This is a genomic window from Paenibacillus sp. 7516 (assembly GCF_002272715.1).
Classification (GTDB): domain Bacteria; phylum Bacillota; class Bacilli; order Paenibacillales; family Paenibacillaceae; genus Paenibacillus; species Paenibacillus illinoisensis_A.
The window spans coordinates 90,338-108,969 of record NZ_NPBI01000021.1 but is presented as its reverse complement, the minus strand read 5'-3'; the positions used below and the strand labels follow the sequence as shown (position 1 = coordinate 108,969).

Genomic DNA, 18,632 nt, shown 5'->3' with positions numbered 1-18,632 from the left:
CCCATTAACCAAGGAGGTTTTACAATGAAATGGTTCCCTTCTGTTTCTACTTATCCATCTGTACGCTCTGAACGTTCATGGAAATCAAAAATGGCTTATCTGTGTTTGAGTACCGCTTTTCCTCTATTGCTATTAGGTGGTGGATTAGCTGGTGCGATGGAACTTACAGAAAGTGGTGTGCAAAATTCGTCTGAACAGTCAGCCGCAACAACTCCTGCTGCACTCGCTGCTGGTGATTTATATGTCGCTCCTAACGGATCATCAAACAACCCGGGAACGCTAGCAAGCCCGACTACACTTGCGAATGCACTGACCCAAATCGCTCCGGGCAAAACCATCTTTCTGCGCGGCGGAACCTATAATTTCTCGGAAACCGTTACGATTGAGCGAGGCAACAGCGGCACGTCTGGACAGCGCAAAAATCTGGTTGCTTACGGAACGGAAAAGCCTGTCTTCGATTTCTCGGCCCAAGCCTTTGCGTCCACGAATCGGGGCTTGCAAATGTTCGGGGATTACTGGTTTGTTAAAGGGCTCGAAGTGAAAGGGGCAGGCGATAACGGGATCTTTATCGGGGGCAGTTACAACCGTCTGGAGCAGATCGAGGCTCATCATAATCGGGATACGGGAATTCAGCTGGGACGATATGCTTCGACCGCCGCCAAGAGCGAATGGCCTGCTTACAATGAAATCATCCGATCCTACTCTCACGATAATTATGATCCCGACAATGGCGAGGATGCAGACGGTTTTGCCGCGAAATTGACAGTAGGCCCGGGCAACCTCTTCGATGGCTGCATTGCAGCCTACAATGTGGATGATGGATGGGATCTATACAGCAAAACGGATACGGGTGCGATTGGTGTTGTCACGATTCGTAACAGTATTGCGTACGCCAATGGCGCTACGTCGGACGGTACATCCACCACCGATAGTGATGGGAACGGCTTCAAGCTGGGCGGCGAGAAAATCGCCGTGAATCATATTGTGGAAAACAGCATTGCCTTCAATAACAAAAAGCATGGCTTCACATATAACAGTAATCCCGGCTCCATACAGATGAAAAACAACACGTCTTGGAACAACGGACAGAGCAATTTTGCCTTCGACGTAGGCACCCATATCTTCACCAACAATCTGTCCTTCCAGGGCGGCGCCAGTGACAAAACAAGCGGAACGGACGTCAGCAGTACCAACGTCTGGTGGAAAAACAAAAAGAGCGTAAATGACAAAGGCCTGCTCGCGAGTGCAGCCGACTTTATCTCCCTCGTGCCTTCGGTAACCCGCAGCAGCGATGGAACACCTGTCCTGGGCAATTTCCTGAAGCTTGCTGCAGGGAGTGATCTGATTGGCTCAGGTACGCCATCCGGTACAAATATTGGTGCAAGATAAGTGGTATGTCGTTTTGAGTTAGAGTAAAATGAAACGGTTTAAAGACGAACCCCCTTCACGATGCCAGCCGAATTTGCTGGTGTTGGTGAAGGGGGTTTTTGAGTTGCTGTACACATCCCGTTGACCTATGAATTTTCGCTATTTCTCCTTTGGATATATAAATACATAATTACTCTCATCCGACTTCTCTTCGGAGAAAACAAAATCTAACCGATCAAAGTTTCGGATCTCCTGCACATCTGTAATCTTACGCTCTGCCATGTACCGTACCATCTCACCTCTAGCCATTTTCGCCCGGGTTGCCTTTTCAACCATCTTCCCATCGACCATTTGACCAAACACACAAGTGATAAATCTGGTTTCCTCGCTCAGAAAAGGAGTGATGTTTTTGCTGTACTCTTTGGAAGCCAAATTTAGAATACAATTGCTTTCTGATTGAAGCTGATCTGCAAGTTTACTACCCCAAAAATGATAGAGCGAGCTAAAGCCTGGACCTTGGAGTTTGCCTTGCATCTCCAACCGATAAGGGGTAACCCCGTCCAAAGGCCGTAACATGCCATAAAAACCGGATAATATGCGCAAATGCTGCTCCAGATACGCCAGTTCTTCATGCTGAAAAACATCTGGCGCCATATATTGATACTGAATGCCCTCATAGGCATAGATTGCTGGCGTAAGATTGTCCTTTAAATTCATTTTCCGAATCCGCTCCACATTCAGCTCGGCGATTGTATCGTTACACTTCCACAATGCTTTGAGTTCGTCATAGGTTAACTTTTGAAGCAGACTTAGTAATTTTTCCGACTCATTTATAAAATGCGGCTGCTCACAAGCCATAAGATCGGTATCGATCTTCATCTTTTTTGCAGGTGATATGATAATTCTCATTATGCTGATCCATCCTTAAACTGCTGTTGTTTTTGTCGTTATTCATTGTACAGGAAAGGTTAGATGATTCCAATGCGAAAGAAGTTCATTCCCATAGTGGTGCCGTTGAACAGAACTAAAAAATGAACAAACCAGTCCACAAATGGATTGGCTTGCTCATTACCTTCATATGCTTCTCATAGACCTACGATTGTATGTCTGATAACAGCTAACTGTCCATTGAGTCCTTTTAGCCATAGGAGGGACGATCTTGGTCTTTCCATATTCCATATAATTCATCAGCAATTAAATGATGTTTGGGCATGATCATTATGAACGTGTGGAATGCCACTTGGAGCTGGTTCAGTTATACCCACGTAATGATGGAAATGGTCAACATCAAAAAGGATGTATCTCCTTCAAAGGGATGAACATGAACATTGACTGGCCTTCTATCCCAAGATGTAAGAAAAAGTTATGTGAATGTCCGGAATCAAAGTCATTGTAATAAAAAACAAATCCAGTTATTTTTTTCATCAAATACCCCTATATTTTAATGCATGATCTCTTTCTTGTTTACCTTCATGCCAGACAATGACTGATCAAACATGTCAAGAATAAACAAGAATCGTTCGGCTTCACGAAAAACGTGATCTGCTAATAAGGGGTGAATAATACTTTTGATTCGACACTCGTCAATTAAGTCGCGCGCAGTCTTCTTAAAATCTCGCAATGATTTGACCGAAACGCGGTTTTCATCAACAAATTGACTTAGTAATGGATGGGTTTGCGATTGTGGACGCATGGAACTTAAATCGATGGCTTGAAACATCAGCGTATCAAAATCTTGACTAAATTCCCTTGCTTGTTCCACTAATTTTCGCTCGGATGGATCAAGCAGATGACCTATAAATTTGGCATGGTCTGCCATGATTTTTAGGAAAAAGACATTTTCATCAATAATCGCATCAGGTAATGGTTCAAGTCTCCCGCTATTGAGTTCCTCTAACCGATTTCTAAAGTAATTGGCTTCTCGGCTAACATGATCTACAAGCAAAGGGAAATTGGTTCCCCCAGGAAGTTGACACCGTAGTATAAGCCCAAGTACCTTTCTCTTAAATGCCCAAATGTGTGCAGCGGCATTGTGAACTTCTGAATTAAACTCTCTAATTGTCTGGGGATCGGTATCTGCTTGAAAAGAATGTGATCTTCTCTCAATCTCCTCAAAGATAGCATGGAACTGATTAGCCTCATTAATTAACTGCGTATCTTCACACCTAAATCCTAGTCGAAGAAAAAGGGAATGTTCTTTCATAATGCGTGACCAAAAACGTATCTCGTCTAATGATCTGACAACAAAAGGATCCGACAAACCATATCCCACCTTTCGGCACACTTAATAAGCAGACTATGCCTTGATAGCAGAGTATATGGGGATGGTACGTTTCAATATGTTATCGGAAAACAAAAATTCAAGATTATGAAGTAAATTTATAAAAGCCTTCCAAGTTATGCCTACTGAGTCAGGATAATTATCAAGTAAAGTATCACGGTAAACCCGCCATGTGGATTCAACATAGGGTCATGTTAGAGTCAATTTGTGTTCAGTTGTACTCGATTCAGGGACGCGATTTCACACTAAACACGTAAAAAGACGGATACCAATGGATCCGCCTTTTACCCTTTTCAGATTTATTAAAAACGTCGCGTATTTTACTTTTTTGTCTTTTTAGGAAGTATTCCTACTGCCCTTGCAGCAGCTGCACTTTTTTCTACAAACGCAACTGGATTATCAATTGATTCCCAGTGGATATATTTGAATTGAATGTTTTGGAAAAGCCAGTGATTATGAATAGCAGTAACTTTGATACCTCTCTTACGTAATTCCGAGACAAAAGGATTGATTTCACTTTCTAGTATTACGGTTTCCCCCAAGTTAAGAGTGCGCCCACGGGAGTCACGAGATTCTACGGATAATGCAAATGGTAATGTTAAAGGGGATCTACTGCGTCGACCTAAAATCTTAACCTTTAGATTCCGCAAAGTCTGAACAACGCAAGCTGGTTTATTCGCTGCTACCTGTCCACCAATAATTTTGGCTAAACGCGCACATAAAGCTTTTTCAATCATATCAACCACCTCCTCTGAATTTAACGAACAATATATACTATGATTAACAATTTTAATTTGATAGGAACATTTGATAGAGGATATTTGTATATTTTCCACATGCGTAGTACTAGGCGTCAAAACCACAAAAAACCCGGCAACGCTTCTGCATTCAGCAGGGCACAGCCGGGGTTCATTATGATATTCAATTATTGTCCTGCATTTCTCAACCTATCTTACTGTGTAAAATCATGCTGCCCAATTGTCAGGAGTGTCGGCCTGCTTTTGCTCCATAGGGAAGTTGCGATCTTCGGATTGTAATAATAGAGCGCACCATTCGTCGGATCAGCACCATTCAGAGCTTTACGCGCTGCCCGGTAGGAGGTCAGCGTCGGCTTTTGATTGAACTGACCATCATCAATTGCAGTGAACTGCCCTTTCTGGAAAATCACCTGCGGGATGGATGACGGGAATGCATTGGATTGCACCCGATTCAAGACGACCGCCCCTACAGCAACCTGTCCTTCAAAGGATTCCCCGCGCGCCTCCCCGTGAATTAGCTTCGCCAACTGGCGCAGCGTCTCGCCTTCGGCTTTGGCTTTCTTGTTCAGCCTATTCAGTGTCGCCGGGCCTGCGATTCCATCCGCACTCAGCCCCTGTGCCTGCTGAAATTTGCGTACAGCGCTTTTGGTAATGGAACCGTAATATCCGGTCAACCCGGCTTTGAAGTATCCCAGATCCCGCAATTGCTCCTGCAATTGCAGCACATGCTCACTTTGAACGCCCTTCTCCAGCTTCTGTGCTCCCGCAGATGGAGCTGCCATCGTGAGACCAAGAGCAATCGCAAAGGCACCGAGAAGTACACTGACTCGTCCTGCTCTTTTGCCAGCCTTTTTCCCCCTCTGATGAGTTACTGTCCGGCTCACGGTGATCGGTTCCATGTTGCCAGCACTTTTACTTAATTCTAACCTATAGGCCCTGATCAGTTCATTAGCACATTTCGTTCCACTCACATTATGCTTTTTAGCCATTTTATTCGTTTGATCCATTTTACTATTATTTTTCATGATTCAATTAACCTCCATTATTCTGAGTCCAGACCCCACTTTCCCCCTGAACCCTCCCTTATGGACATCCCGAGTGTCATTATAGAATATCGCCAAAGTGCCGTCTATCGGACCGATGGAGCATGAAAAACAGGGCCTTGCATATAGCAAAAAGAGACATGAGCCCATGGTCATATCAGGGCTATGCCTCTTCTTGTATCAACCTCATGCCGCTTGTCCAGCCTCCATTTCTGTAGGCAGGCAGACCCGCACAAAAGTTGCGCTTGAATTTATTTACATCTACTCTGCCAGTTCCTGACCCTTCGTTTCCCGGCCAAGGAACAGTACAGCCGCTGCACCAATCAGGATCGTCACGAAGAAAATCGTGAAAATCAGGCTGATGGCTACCTCACGCTGAACCAGCATACCGACCATCAATGGAGCAAGTACGCCCCCGATGCGGCCGACTGATGTGGCAAGACCCACACCTGTCGAACGAACCGAATCTGGATATAGTTCCGGACTATACGCGTACAGACCGCCCCATGCCCCCAGATTGAAGAAAGAAAGACAGATACCTGCGGTGAGAATCGCCGCTTCGGTTGTTGCGAGACCAAAAGCAATCGCACTCACTGCCGTCAGTGTAAGATAAACAACGAGGACGAATTTACGTCCGTACCGCTCGATAAAATAAGCCGCTGTAAAGTAACCTGGCAGCTGTGCCAAAGTCATAATCAGCACGTACTGAAAGCTTTTGACCAGCGTGAAGCCTTTGGCCATCACGACGGAAGGCAGCCACAGGAACATGCCATAATAGGAGAAAATTACCGTAAACCACAAGATCCAGAGCATGATGGTTGTCCGGCGATGAGGAGCAGACCAGACTGCAGCCACTTTCTCCCGGAACGTTGTCTTCCGGATGGTCTTGTTTTGCTTGTAACGCGGCGGGTCCTGAATGACACGGCGCAGATACAACGCGTAGAATGCCGGAACGGCACCAATGGCAAATGCAATTCTCCATCCGTATTCCGGGATGACAAAGTTGGCAATGAGTGCCGATACAATCCAGCCTCCAGCCCAGAAACTCTCCAGCAGCACGACGGCACGGCCGCGTTCTGCCGTTGGCATGGACTCTGATACAAGCGTAGAGGCTACAGGCAGCTCGCCACCAAGCCCAATTCCAGCAATCAGGCGCAGTACGCACAGTACGGCAAAGCCGGTCGCCAGTGCAGATAAACCGCTCGCAATGGTGAAGGTTAACAGGGTCCACATCAAAATGGCCTTACGGCCAAAACGGTCAGCGAGTGCACCCGCAAGCAATGCACCCAGCGCCATACCGATCGAGTTGATACTGGTCAGCACACCGACTTGTCCGGGACTGAGGCTCCATTCCTTGGCAAGAGCTGCAACGATGAAGGAAATCATGCCGACTTCCATTGCATCAAACAGCCAGCTCATCCCGGCACTGAACAGCAGCTTGCGCTGCTTGGGATTCCGCAACACTTCCAGTTTAGTCATAACGATAGCTCCTTGATCTCTATGTAGTCATTCTGACACTAAACCATTATTATGCAGAATGATCCAGAAATCAATGAAAAATACACTCTCCTCCACGTCACCATCCAATAGCTCACCCCTTGAGTGAACCCGCTGTCAGACCTGCAACAAAATAACGCTGGAGCAAAATGAACAGCACAATCATCGGAATGGCTGTCACCAGTACTCCTGTCAGCATCATCGGATAGTTCGTCACGTACTCCCCGCGGAACTGCATAAGTGCCAGCGGCAACGTCAATTTGGACTTGCTGCTGAGCATGAGCATCGGAATGAGCAGATCATTCCAAACCATGACCAGCAGGAACGTAGCTGTAGCCGCAAGTGAAGGCGCAGCCAGCGGCAGCGCAATCCGTGTATATAGGCGCCACTCGCTTGCCCCATCCATGCTGCCCGCCTCCAGAATTTCGGCATTCAGCATGCGCATGAAACCCGTCAGCATGAATACGGAGACAGGCATCAGCATGGCGGCCGATACAATGATCAGGCCCGTCAGACTGTCCGACCAGCCCAGCGTGCGTGTAAGAGAGTAGATCGGCAGCATGCTGACCTGGGAAGGAACAATAAGACCAGCCACAAACAGGCCAAACACAATCTTACCCACACTTCCGCCCCAGCGAACAATGGCGTAGGCAATCATGCTGCTGAGCAACAGCTCAATCACCACCGTACCCAGTGTCACAACAAGACTGTTTCCGAAATATTGCCACATCGGCTGATTGCGAAACATGCCCGTAACGTTATCCCATGTAAACGGATCAGGCCAGCTGAACGGACTGGTGAAGAAGTTGCTGCTTGTTTTGAATGAGGATACAAATACGAAGTACAGCGGCACAATGATCAGCAGCGCGTACACCAACAAAATCAGGCGATTGAACCATTTTAGAAACATGTGAACTCCCTTCTGCCTCTTGTGCGAGCACGTTCCGGCATCAATAGCTTACCCGGTCGGCACGCAGTGCCTTGAACTGCACAAACGTCAGCAAAGCCAGCAGAACCAGGAAGATCATCGAACCCGCAGAAGCGAGGCCAAATGAATAGCTGCCAAAGGCGGTATGATAAATATACGTCGTCAAAATTTCAGTCGCGTAGTTCGGACCTCCGTCCGTCATGGTGAAAATAAGGTCAAAAGCCTTAAACGATTGGATCGTTGTATAGGCAACGACAATCGTAGCCGAAGGGGCAAGCAGCGGCCAGGTCACCGTACGGAATACCTGCCATTTGCTGCCGCCATCCATTCGGGCGGCCTCATACAGTTCAGCCGGAATGCCTTGCAGGCCTGCGATAAACACAATCATCATTTGACCGGCATGAGCCCAGACCTGCACGGCTGCAATGGAGTAGATTGCAATTTTGGGATCGCCGATCCAGTTTCGTGCAAGACTCTCCATCCCTGCCCCATTCAACCCATAGTTGATCAATCCAATGGATGGATCATACATGAAAGCCCAGATCAACCCAACCGATACGGAAGACAAAATGGCCGGGAGAAAATACAGGGCGCGAAGTACAATCCGCGTTTTGGTGTTTCGGACGAGCAGTAAGGCCAACACAAGTGAAATAAAGGTTTGGGCAATAACCACCGTGAGCATGAATTCAACGTTATTGCCAAAAGCCTTGCGAAAGACGATGCTGCTGAGACTGTCCTTATAATTATCCAGCCCTACAAACGTATACGACGGGGATACCCCGTCCCAATCCGTAAAGGAGTAGAACAGCCCCGTCAATGTAGGAAATACGAACAGTCCCACGTACAGCAGCAACCCGGGTAACAGAAACAGGGATAGCTGAATACGATTCTTCATGACTTATTTCCCAATATGCTGATCGATGATCGCTTGTGCCTGCTGCGCGGCTTCTTTAGGGGAAGTCCCGCTAAGCACGGCCTGAATGGAGTTGGTGACTGCCTTCTGATTATCTCCGTTCAGAATGGTGAACCGTGGCTGGAACACGGTCTTTTTGTTTGCCCACTCCCCTGCAACCTGGAGTTCGGCGGAATCATACTTCACGTCATTTACGGTTACGTTCTGACCCGTCTGGTTGGCATACGCTCCAGCCACTTCGGGTTTGCTCAGAAACTCGATAAATTTCTTCGCTTCTTCCGGATGTTTGGACTTGCTGTTTACCGCAAGCATGAACGTCGTCGTATGAACCCCTTCATACTTTGCCTGATCTGCACTTACTGTAATGGGTGCAAGCAGCTTTTGCTCCAAATTCGGATTTTGCAGCTTGTTCTGAGCCAGCTGATAGGAACCACTTGCAAGCATGGCTGCCTTCTCCTGAATGAACAGCGCTCCTGCCGCCGGGTCCTTGGTACCCAGTGCATTCTGCTGGAAGTAGCCTTTATCGTTCAGCTCCTTAATCTGCGTGAGTGTTTTCACCCAGAACTCATCTGTCAGTTTCGCCTCGCCTGCTTCCACTTTGGTAAAAATGTCGTCACTTGGTGCATTATTCATCACCATGGTGTTCATGAACTGCCCTGGGCCAATGTCCGCTCCCGCAAAGGCAATCGGGATAATTCCGTTGTCTTTCAGTGTCTGGCAGAGCGCTAGGAAACTGTCCCAGTCCTTCGGCGGTGTCAGACCGTATTTTTCAAACAGCTTCACATTATAAATTGGATCGTTGTATACGAGCTGATACGGAATGGCATATTGCTTGCCATCCAGCTGGCCTGCCTCGATCAGCTTGGAGTTATAGGCAGAGAGAAAAGATGATCCAGTCAGGTCCGTGAACAATCCGGCTTTGGTAAAAGCTTCGAACTGTGCACCCGGGAAGGAAGCAAATACATCCCCTACCGAACCATCACTGATTTTGGATTGAACGGTGGATTGATACTGGTCTGAAGGAAGCGTCTGCATCTCCACATGAATGTTCGGGTTTTCCTTTTCAAATGCATCAATGGTCTTGTTCAGCGCTTCAGCATCTTCACCGCGCCAGTGCATGAAGCTGATGGTGACTTTGCCTGAACCGGAGGCACCGTTATCGCCTGCTGCAGAGTTATTCCCGCCCCCACAAGCGGACAGCAGCAATGACATGACCAGCATACTGACCAGGGGAAGGATGAATTTTTTATTTTTTCTCATGAAAGACGACCTCCTGAGTAATGTTGAATTAGGTGATAATTAAATTAATTGCTGCTAAGCTGATGCTTCACATTTCTCGTACTCCACTTGCTGCGAATGATCGGCATCACTTTCTCGCCGAATATTTCGGCTTCTTCCAGATGCGGATAGCCTGACAATATGAATGTGGTCACGCCGAGATCCGCGTATTCCATCAGACGCTCTGCAACTTGTTCTGCCGTGCCCACGATGAGGATTGCCCCGCCTGAACGAACAACAGACAAACCTGTCCACAAGTTGGGCCCTACAACGAATTGCTGTTTCTCGGACAATTCACGGAGTTCATTCTGTCTGCGCTGGTTGGTGGCGTCTGTTTCAGCAAAAGCCGCTTTCGCTTTCTCGATGGCTTCAGGTGGAACTTTGCTAATAATCTCCCACGCTGCTGCCCAAGCTTCATCTTCGGTATCACGAATGAGCACCTGTGCCCGCATCCCGTAACGCAACTGGCGATCCTGTCCTGTTTCCTGTTTCACCTGTGCGCGGATCACTTCAATTTCCTCAATCTGTTCCTGGATCCAGTCGTGCGGTTCACCCCACATAAGGAACGTGTCGGCATGCTCTACAGCCACTCTTTTGGCAATAGGTGAACTTCCGCCCAGATAAAATGGCGGGTAAGGCTTCTGTACCGTTTCCGGCATGCCTACCGGGCCTTTAAAGTTGTAATATTGACCATTAAACTCCCGATTCTCATTACTGGATGCTTCCGCATTCGATTTGGAACTACTGCCAGCAAACTCGGTCAGATTGAGTCCGGTCGATTGTGTCCACGAACGCTTCATCACTTCCATATACTCGCTCGCCCGTACATAACGTTCGTCATGGGCATGCGCCAGCGGATCTCCCAGTTCCTCCAAATCTCGGACCGAGCTGCCCGTCACCACATTAATCATGGCACGTCCGCCAGAGAGCTGATCCAGTGCAGCACCCATCCGTGCAGCGAGCACCGGTGTAACCAGGCCTGGTCGAATGGCCACCAGAGGACGAAGCGTTTGAGTATGACTCATCACTGCCGAACCGACGACCCAAGCATCCAGACATGCCCCACCAGTCGGGATCAATACGAATTCAAATCCTGCCGTTTCAGCCGTTTGTGCTACCTGTATCAAATAATCCAGGCTCGGCTCCCGTTCCGGGGCGACCCCAACATATTTTCCGTCTCCAGCCGTTGGCAAAAACCATCCGAATTTCAATTCTTCGTGTTCGCTCATACAAGTCATTCCTCTCTGTTGATAAATTGGACTACTGAATTGTTACTCTCCCACTACGGTTACAGAAAACCTTTCGATCACTCTTATCCCCAGATTTCTTTGGAATTCCCTTTCCAAGGGAAAATCCGGTGATAAAGGCGCACGCTTCGCTTCTCCAGGCCTTTTCTGTCCCCTCCGTTATCGTTTCATTCTTACATTTATAAAACATAAAACCGATTAATTAACTTGGTTTAATAGGTATGGACATCATATCAATTGATTTGTCTGTGATCAATGTCATTTTACGACAACTTAATTTTGTCATTTTGTGGTCATCTTACAGGAATAAGTCATCCTGTTCTTGAATATGTACAAAACCCACCTGTATAATAGGTTATAATGCCAACTTACAAACATTAGAAATCAAACTTATTTTAAAGAGGTGTTCCTGATGATGGAGAGCATGAAGGAGGACCACCACGAGTTTTTGGATATTATTTTTTTTACTCCGTCCGAATTCGAGAAAGCTGGTGGAGCCTGGCCTATACGAATTGGACGTAATATCGCCAAGAACAATTATCATATCGGCCCTCGTACAACGCCCTATCATTACCTGCTGTTTGTCCTCGAAGGAGAAGGTACATTTATACAGAACGGACAACAGTATCCCCTCAGGGCCCGGGATGCATTCTGTCTGTTTCCGCATGTCACCCATGAGTATTGGACTGATCCCAAGGAGCCGCTTCAGAAGATCTTTATCGCCTTCGATGGTACCCATGCAACCGAACTTCTCTCGCGGATTGGACTTACGCCGGATGCTCCTCACCGTTCCGGTATACTGACTCCGGAGACGGCTAGTGGAATGCGTGCTTTTATGGAGGAAGTTCGCAGACCTCAGGGGGGAGCAAGTGACCTGGGACGCCTCACCCGGTTTCTCGGTCTATTTGATCGCGTTTCCCGTACCTCTGCCGTCAAGGGACTGCAGCCGGATGCGGCTATCCCCTGGCTGCAAAAAGGCAAGGAATACATGGATATTCATTTTGCCGGAGGGATCACGGTAGAGGGCGTGTCTGCTCATGCGGGGGTGGACCGAACTCATTTTGCCAAACAATTTCGCAAAGCGTACGGGTTGTCTCCGGTGCAATACATTCAGCAGCTCAAAATGGACCAGGCCAAGCGCCTGCTCGTCCAGACTCCTTTAACCTTGACGGAAGTAGCGCATTCGGTCGGTTATCCGGATTTATTTTCCTTCTCCAAAGCGTTCAAAAAGCAGGTGGGTCTGCCACCCAATCGGTATCGTACAGGCGAAAACGGTAAAAGTTGATTATCGTGTCAGATGCGGCAAAAAGCGAATAGCAAAAGAAAAAGGCAAGTCTCCATTAACCGGAAACTTGCCTTTTTGCTATCCTGCCTTTCCCATACAGTCCGTTACTTCTCCTCATCACTTTTGCGAGCCAGAGGAAGTCCGTTTTCCTTCGCGTACCATGCTTCATAATGATGCACAGCGACTCCAGCAAAGGAGGAATGAGATGCGGCCAGGTCAAACACCTTGGCGATCTCTTCATCCATATTGCTTATCGATTTCCGGAAAAAGGTCAGATGCTCGCCCTCATGCGTATCGGCCAGCTCCGCTCCGATCCATACGTCCTTGTCGAGCTCATCCGCTTCATTCAGCTCTTCCTTCGACAGGTCATACATCTGCTGACCACTATCCCGATAGGCCATGATCGCAACGGCATCAAACTGGGAAATGACCCATCTGCTGAACGTTCCTCCGCCTTCGGATGCCTGACGGGCATCCAGCCAGAACGGTATGGCTGCACTCATATAGAGTCCCGCATCCTTACCCGCTTTCGTCCAAGCCTTCATATTCTCACTCCACTCTGCAATGACGCTGTCCTGCTCATTCTCCCAGCGCTGCAGTTGGTAGGGCTCCACATCCAGCTGAATACCTTCAAAACGCTCATTTTTGGCCGAAGCGGCATTATACGCACGGATGCGCTCAATGAAAGCGAGTCCCTCTTCCTGTTTGTCCTTGTAGGCCCAGTCCGCATGACCATTCAGCGCATGTACCTGGATCTCTGCCTGCCGGGCAGACGCAATGAATTTGCGATACGTATCATCCGATACCTCATCCTGCATCTGCAGGAAAATGACATCAACACCCTGCTCCTTGGAGAAGGAGATGATATCCGGGGTCTGTTCTGCGATGATGGAAGCATCCCACAGCCAGGTCGCTTTTTTCTCCTCTGCCGAAAACCATTTGAACAGCCAGGGCAACAGCAGCAAACAAAAGGTCAGCGCGAGCAGAGCCCATTTTGTCCTCACCGACATCCTGCCCCAGCGAATCATGTTGTTTCTCAGACGAGCAACGCTTCACTTGGTTCCAGCACAGGATGCTGAACCGAGTGTCCAATTTTGTAGATGTGCGGCTGTGTGTATGTCCGGAACGCATTGCGTGTATCCAGAATCGGCACACCCAAATCGGCAATATCGCTATATGGCAGATCTCTGTGGTTGGTAATCAGCACGATGCAGTCATACTTCTTGAACTGCTCCAGGTTGAATGCTTCGCTGTACACCGTATCGTCATGCTTGTCACGGAAGGAATCGGCATATGGATCGTAGTAGCTGACATTCGCTCCGCTTTCCTTGAACAGTTCATATACTTCGAGTCCTGGTGACTCACGCAGGTCTGCAATATTCGGCTTGTACGACATGCCGAGCAGCAGGATGTTGGAGTTCCGAATAGATTTCGCGTATTCGTTCAAAATCGTTGATGTTTTGTTCAGAACATAGTATGGCATGTTGTCATTGGTTGATTGTGCCAGCTCGATAAATTTGCTGTAGAAGCGGAATCCTTTCGCTTTCCAAGACAGATACATTGGGTCAAGCGGAATGCAGTGGCCGCCGATGCCTGGGCCTGGGTAGAACGGCATGAATCCGAAAGGCTTCGTCGCCGCTGCATCAATGACTTCCCAGATGTCGATGCCCATGCGGTCACACATCATCGCCATTTCATTTACAAACGCAATGTTTACGCTGCGGAACGTATTTTCCAGCAGTTTGGACATCTCCGCCACTTTTGGTGAAGATACCGGTACAACCGTTTGTACATACTTGCTATACAGCGCCGTTCCGAGTTTCAGGCAAGCTTCCGTTGTCCCGCCGATAACTTTCGGCGTATTGTACGTGGTGAAACGTCCATTGGACGGATCCACCCGTTCAGGCGAGAAGCAGAGGAAATAGTCCTTACCGGCTTCATGGCCAATTTTGTCCAGCTTTTGCTGAATCAGTTCTTCTGTTGTACCCGGGTAGGTTGTGCTCTCCAATGTAATCAGCATGCCCGGTTTCATGTGCAGCTTGATCTGATCCACAACAGTCTCAATGTAGGATGTATCCGGATCCTGATTCTCACTGAGCGGAGTTGGCACGCAAATGCTCAATGCATCAATGACGCGCAGCATGCTGTAATCCGTTGTAGGCTGGAAACGGCCTGTTTGCATCACTTTTTTTAATTCCTCGGACGAGATATCGTGAATATAGGAATCCCCATTATAGATACTGTCGACCTTGGACGCGTCCAGGTCAATACCGATTACCGTAAAGCCTTGATTCACCATTTCCACGGCGAGTGGAAGTCCTACGTAACCGAGCCCGACCACGCCAAGCACCGCTTCTTTGTTCTCAATGGCATTCAGTAAAGTATGGAATTGTTGATTCTCCATGATATTCCCTCCAGGTTAATGTATTTGTATTGTTCCGTAAATCCGTTCGGTTGATAATCTTATTAGTGCAGGCAGCGACGAATACGCGCATCCAGCTCCACAGGGGAGAATGGTTTGGTCATGTAATCATCCACACCGCTGCGGAAGCATTGGCTGATTGTCTGTTCAACACGCTGCTCGGTCAGCACAACGATCTTCGGCGGCTGCTCGACCTCCAGGTTCTGTATATGGTGAATGAACGGCAGGCCGTCAATCCCATACAGATTCAGTTCGGTCAGTACCAGGTGAGGTGACACCTTCTCAATCAATTCAAGTGCAGCCAGTCCATCTACAGCTTCATACGTCTCATAGCCTTGCATTTTCAGGCGCAGCTGCAGAAACTCACGAACCGTCGGATCGTTATCCACGATCAAAATTCGGCCCGGCTCATCCGCCGTTTTGTCCAGCGTATAGATATGAATTTCCGACGGGTCAACCAGCTTCGCGGATTCAGCCATATGTTGAATCGTCGCCTGAGAAGGACGCTCACTATCCTTGAAGCTCGCAAGTGTAATCTGCGGCTCGGCTCCAGGAACCGTCTCCTGCAGCTCATGCTTGATGCGAAGTCCTTCATAGTGAACTTCGTTCAGCGTTAACCCAGGCAGCAGGACCGCAAGCGTCTGAGTTGCCCCATCCTTCCACATCTGGAAGGCAAACTCGCTCGTCTGCTCCAGATAGTTCCTAACCTGCTGCTCCGGCTGGGCCTGTACGCCTCCGCAATGGATGAACATTAAGCCGCATGTTCCGGCACCCGTATCCTTCAATCCCTGTTCCACACTTCGGTACACATTAACGGCAGCTTCACGCTGCAATGTTGCCGTATTAGGCATGTTCTTTTCCACCCTTCTCCCTTGGTTATCTATTCTGTTGCTGCTGTATTGCCATTAGTGCCAATCGATGTTGCCTAACGGCCTGCACCTCTCGATGCAGGCTGCGAATCAGGCAGCTTCGCTTCCCTTTTGTTCCTCGGACCAGCTCTGACGTGTCATGGTTCCCCATGAATTGTTGTTTTGCATGAACTGAATGTGTCCCTGCAATCTCCACAGAACGCCAAGCTGGTGATAGCCCACAAATTTCAGAGCAGAGTAAACCAGCATTTTGACCAGATCAGATAGCTTGTTGTATCTCCGGAACGCAATTTCTTCCAGAATCAGTGCCCCTACGCTCAGCAGATAACCGCTCACGAAGTTCAGCAATCCGAATAGAACAAGAACCGGCCACTGCGTCATATCGAGCAGCACATAACCAGCAAGAGCGATCAGACCGGTAATCCGGAAATAAGGGTTGAGCGCTTCAAAAATGACGTTGTATGGCATGGTCAGCATGCCCATCACCTTATATTTCGGGTTGAACAGCATGCCGCGGTTCTCAATCATGTTCTTCAGATTCCCGCGTCCCCAGCGCTTGCGCTGACTGGACAAGATGCGGTAGGAATCCGGTGCCTGTGTCCAGCAAACGGCTTCAGGACAGAAGGCTACGCGGTATTTCAATTTGTTTTCCAGCATATAGCGATGAAGCTTGATGATAATGTTCATGTCTTCCCCAGGATAACCATCCCGGTATCCGCCAACGGCAATAACAGCATCCTTGCGGAACATGCCGAAGGCACCCGACACGATGATCAGTCCATTCATGTGGCTCCAGCCAATCCGTCCACCCAGAAAGGCTTTGAGATACTCAATGGATTGGAACATCGGCCACATTTTGCGCGGCAGGGAGACATCCTGTACAGCTCCGTTTTCGATTTTGCATCCATTCGCTATGCGAACATCTCCGCCAATCGCCACGGTCTCTTCGGGATTCTCCATATACATGCGTGCCATGCGAATCAAGGCATCCTTTTCCAGCAAAGAGTCAGCATCAATGGAAGAAATCAGCGGATAGTGGGACAGGTTAATTCCCGCATTCAGCGAGTCTGCCTTTCCCCCATTTTCCTTGTCGATTACATACAGATCCGGAAATTCCGGATTGTGGTATATCCCGCGAATGGTTTGACAAGGAATTTTGCCGCGCATCTTGGTATCCGTTACGGGTTTCAGCCGGTATTCCTTCAGCAGCACTTTCAAAGTACTGTCACTGGAACCGTCATTCACCACGATGACTTCATACGTTGGGTAATTCAGCGTCATCAGACAGTTCACATTTTCAATAATCGTCAATTCTTCATTGTAAGCAGGCACCAGCAGGGATACTGAAGGCACCAGCTCCGATCCTGACAATGTGTTGTATTTGGAATAATGGGACCGTCTGAAAATGGTCCAGATGTTACGGAATGATAGCGCCAGAATGGAAAAATACAGCGCATTTACAGCAACGACATAGTAGATGGCTACCATGCCATAAATCAATAACAGATCCCTAAGCAGTGTAATCCCCTCCTACCGCAGCCACACCGGTGCGTCTCTTCGTTGTTCGGTTACCCGGTACAGGGGCAAAATATTGGTCATAAAGCAGTCTTCTCTTGTTATGCACAATCATCTGGTCTACCGCTTTGTGATCGGCTCCGGATTGCTTCATCGTGCTCTCAATTTGCTGCATGGCAATCTCGCGCTCAACACCGGTACCTTGTACCGCTGCCTGACACAAAGCTTCGAATCCGGGTTCGCCCAGCATGCTCAAGCTCTCGGCACTGTTATAGCGCACTCGCCAATCTTCATCACGCAGCGCTTTGCGCAGCAGAGGAATGCTGCCTGCCGCATGCTTCGAACCGAGCGCCTGAACGACCTCTGCCCGCACTTCCGGGTCAGCATCCTTCATCAGCTTCAGAATCGTCTCATCCTGAAGTGCCGGACTTGCGCTCAGATACAGCTTCACCGCTTCAGCCCGTACATCCTGATGCTCTGCACCGACCAAACGGTCGAGTGCCGGCATGACCTCCGGTACGGCTTGCCCCCACATGGCGACAAGTCCAACCTTCACAAAATCTGGATTGCGGTCTTCCAGCAGCTCAATCAGAAGCCTGCTCGTATCCAGACTGGTCTCAAGCAAAATGTCCGCAGCCAGATGATGAATCGACTTCCCTTTGGTCAATAACACTTCAAGCATGTCCTTCAATTCACCCTGACGAGTGGTGCTTCTCGCAATGGAACGTCCAATCACAAATGCCATGGGTCCAGGCTTCTCATCCTTGAGCAATTCCATCAAGCCCGGAACGGCTTCGGGACAGCGCATGCCGCCCAATCGGTAAGCTGCGTCGATCTGCCGACCATAACGAAGCCGGCCCAGTTCTTTCAGATCATGCTCTACGAATCCTGCCTCGCGGCAGAGTGCAATCAATTTGTCCCGGTACTCGCCTTTGAATTGATCAATCCACTCAATAAGCTTGCTCTGAATCACCTGTCGTTCAACCGGAGCCAGCTTGCCAGGCGGCAATCGCAGCGGACGACCTTCAGTCAGTGCCGTTTGCAGATACGTGAAGTAATCCCGCTGCTTTTGTTTGTAGAATTCAATTTTGCGCCGTTTGCCGTTATGGGACACTTTCATGGCAAACAGCAGGATCACACCCAGAGCGACAAGCGCTATGCAGATGTATAAAAATAGATAGGCCAAAGCCAAACTCGAAAACATGTGAAAAGGTCCTCCTTTATACTC

Annotated in this window: 16 protein-coding genes and 1 pseudogene; 2 read left to right on the top strand and 15 right to left on the bottom strand. The window is 48.5% G+C overall.

What is annotated here, in order from left to right; genetic code table 11:
• Positions 1 to 156 precede the first annotated feature (156 nt).
• Positions 157 to 1,389 carry a right-handed parallel beta-helix repeat-containing protein gene (locus tag CHI14_RS18975; protein WP_249281171.1) on the top strand — a complete coding sequence of 411 codons (1,233 nt, stop codon included), beginning with the start codon at positions 157 to 159 and terminating at the stop codon, positions 1,387 to 1,389.
• A 138-nt stretch (positions 1,390 to 1,527) separates the two neighbouring features.
• On the opposite strand, the gene yaaA is transcribed toward CHI14_RS18975, so the two are convergent.
• The 10 genes and pseudogenes from yaaA to CHI14_RS18925 form a co-directional block, all read right to left on the bottom strand.
• Positions 1,528 to 2,277 (bottom strand): peroxide stress protein YaaA, encoded by a 750-nt coding sequence (gene yaaA, locus CHI14_RS18970; protein WP_095290323.1) that lies wholly within the window; start codon positions 2,275 to 2,277, stop codon positions 1,528 to 1,530.
• Between the two features lie 284 nt (positions 2,278 to 2,561).
• Positions 2,562 to 2,793, bottom strand: a pseudogene (locus CHI14_RS30850) (YmaF family protein); the annotation flags it as partial.
• Between the two features lie 16 nt (positions 2,794 to 2,809).
• On the bottom strand, positions 2,810 to 3,571 hold the full coding sequence (locus tag CHI14_RS18960) for a DUF2935 domain-containing protein (protein WP_249281168.1): 762 nt from the start codon (positions 3,569 to 3,571) through the stop codon (positions 2,810 to 2,812).
• A gap of 398 nt (positions 3,572 to 3,969) precedes the next feature.
• Positions 3,970 to 4,386, bottom strand: coding sequence for a DUF1259 domain-containing protein (locus tag CHI14_RS18955; RefSeq protein ID WP_095290319.1), 417 nt, complete (start codon positions 4,384 to 4,386; stop codon positions 3,970 to 3,972).
• 215 nt (positions 4,387 to 4,601) lie between these two features.
• Positions 4,602 to 5,432: a cell wall hydrolase gene (locus tag CHI14_RS18950; RefSeq protein ID WP_249281167.1), complete on the bottom strand. Its 831-nt coding sequence runs from the start codon at positions 5,430 to 5,432 to the stop codon at positions 4,602 to 4,604.
• A gap of 279 nt (positions 5,433 to 5,711) precedes the next feature.
• Positions 5,712 to 6,929: an MFS transporter gene (locus tag CHI14_RS18945; RefSeq protein WP_095290317.1), complete on the bottom strand. Its 1,218-nt coding sequence runs from the start codon at positions 6,927 to 6,929 to the stop codon at positions 5,712 to 5,714.
• Between the two features lie 112 nt (positions 6,930 to 7,041).
• Positions 7,042 to 7,857, bottom strand: coding sequence for a carbohydrate ABC transporter permease (locus tag CHI14_RS18940; protein ID WP_095290315.1), 816 nt, complete (start codon positions 7,855 to 7,857; stop codon positions 7,042 to 7,044).
• A 40-nt stretch (positions 7,858 to 7,897) separates the two neighbouring features.
• Positions 7,898 to 8,770 carry a carbohydrate ABC transporter permease gene (locus CHI14_RS18935; protein ID WP_170948187.1) on the bottom strand — a complete coding sequence of 291 codons (873 nt, stop codon included), beginning with the start codon at positions 8,768 to 8,770 and terminating at the stop codon, positions 7,898 to 7,900.
• 3 nt (positions 8,771 to 8,773) lie between these two features.
• Positions 8,774 to 10,048 (bottom strand): ABC transporter substrate-binding protein, encoded by a 1,275-nt coding sequence (locus CHI14_RS18930; protein ID WP_095290313.1) that lies wholly within the window; start codon positions 10,046 to 10,048, stop codon positions 8,774 to 8,776.
• Between the two features lie 44 nt (positions 10,049 to 10,092).
• Positions 10,093 to 11,295 carry an LLM class flavin-dependent oxidoreductase gene (locus tag CHI14_RS18925; protein ID WP_095290312.1) on the bottom strand — a complete coding sequence of 401 codons (1,203 nt, stop codon included), beginning with the start codon at positions 11,293 to 11,295 and terminating at the stop codon, positions 10,093 to 10,095.
• 430 nt (positions 11,296 to 11,725) lie between these two features.
• Between CHI14_RS18925 and CHI14_RS18920 the strand changes: the two genes are divergently transcribed.
• Positions 11,726 to 12,598, top strand: a complete 873-nt coding sequence (locus tag CHI14_RS18920) for a helix-turn-helix transcriptional regulator (protein ID WP_095290310.1) — start codon at positions 11,726 to 11,728, stop codon at positions 12,596 to 12,598.
• A 104-nt stretch (positions 12,599 to 12,702) separates the two neighbouring features.
• On the opposite strand, the gene CHI14_RS18915 is transcribed toward CHI14_RS18920, so the two are convergent.
• The 5 genes from CHI14_RS18915 to CHI14_RS18895 form a co-directional block, all read right to left on the bottom strand.
• Entirely contained in the window at positions 12,703 to 13,608 is a 906-nt protein-coding gene (locus tag CHI14_RS18915) for a hypothetical protein (RefSeq protein ID WP_249281170.1), read from the bottom strand.
• 26 nt (positions 13,609 to 13,634) lie between these two features.
• Complete coding sequence (locus tag CHI14_RS18910) at positions 13,635 to 15,002, bottom strand: nucleotide sugar dehydrogenase (protein WP_095290307.1); 1,368 nt, start codon at positions 15,000 to 15,002, stop codon at positions 13,635 to 13,637.
• Positions 15,003 to 15,064: 62 nt separating this feature from the next.
• Positions 15,065 to 15,871, bottom strand: coding sequence for a response regulator (locus CHI14_RS18905; protein ID WP_095290304.1), 807 nt, complete (start codon positions 15,869 to 15,871; stop codon positions 15,065 to 15,067).
• Positions 15,872 to 15,979: 108 nt separating this feature from the next.
• A complete protein-coding gene (locus CHI14_RS18900) occupies positions 15,980 to 17,377 on the bottom strand; it encodes a glycosyltransferase family 2 protein (RefSeq protein ID WP_170948194.1) in 1,398 nt (465 codons plus the stop codon).
• A gap of 22 nt (positions 17,378 to 17,399) precedes the next feature.
• Entirely contained in the window at positions 17,400 to 18,608 is a 1,209-nt protein-coding gene (locus tag CHI14_RS18895; RefSeq protein ID WP_095290301.1) for a HEAT repeat domain-containing protein, read from the bottom strand.
• Positions 18,609 to 18,632: the final 24 nt, after the last annotated feature.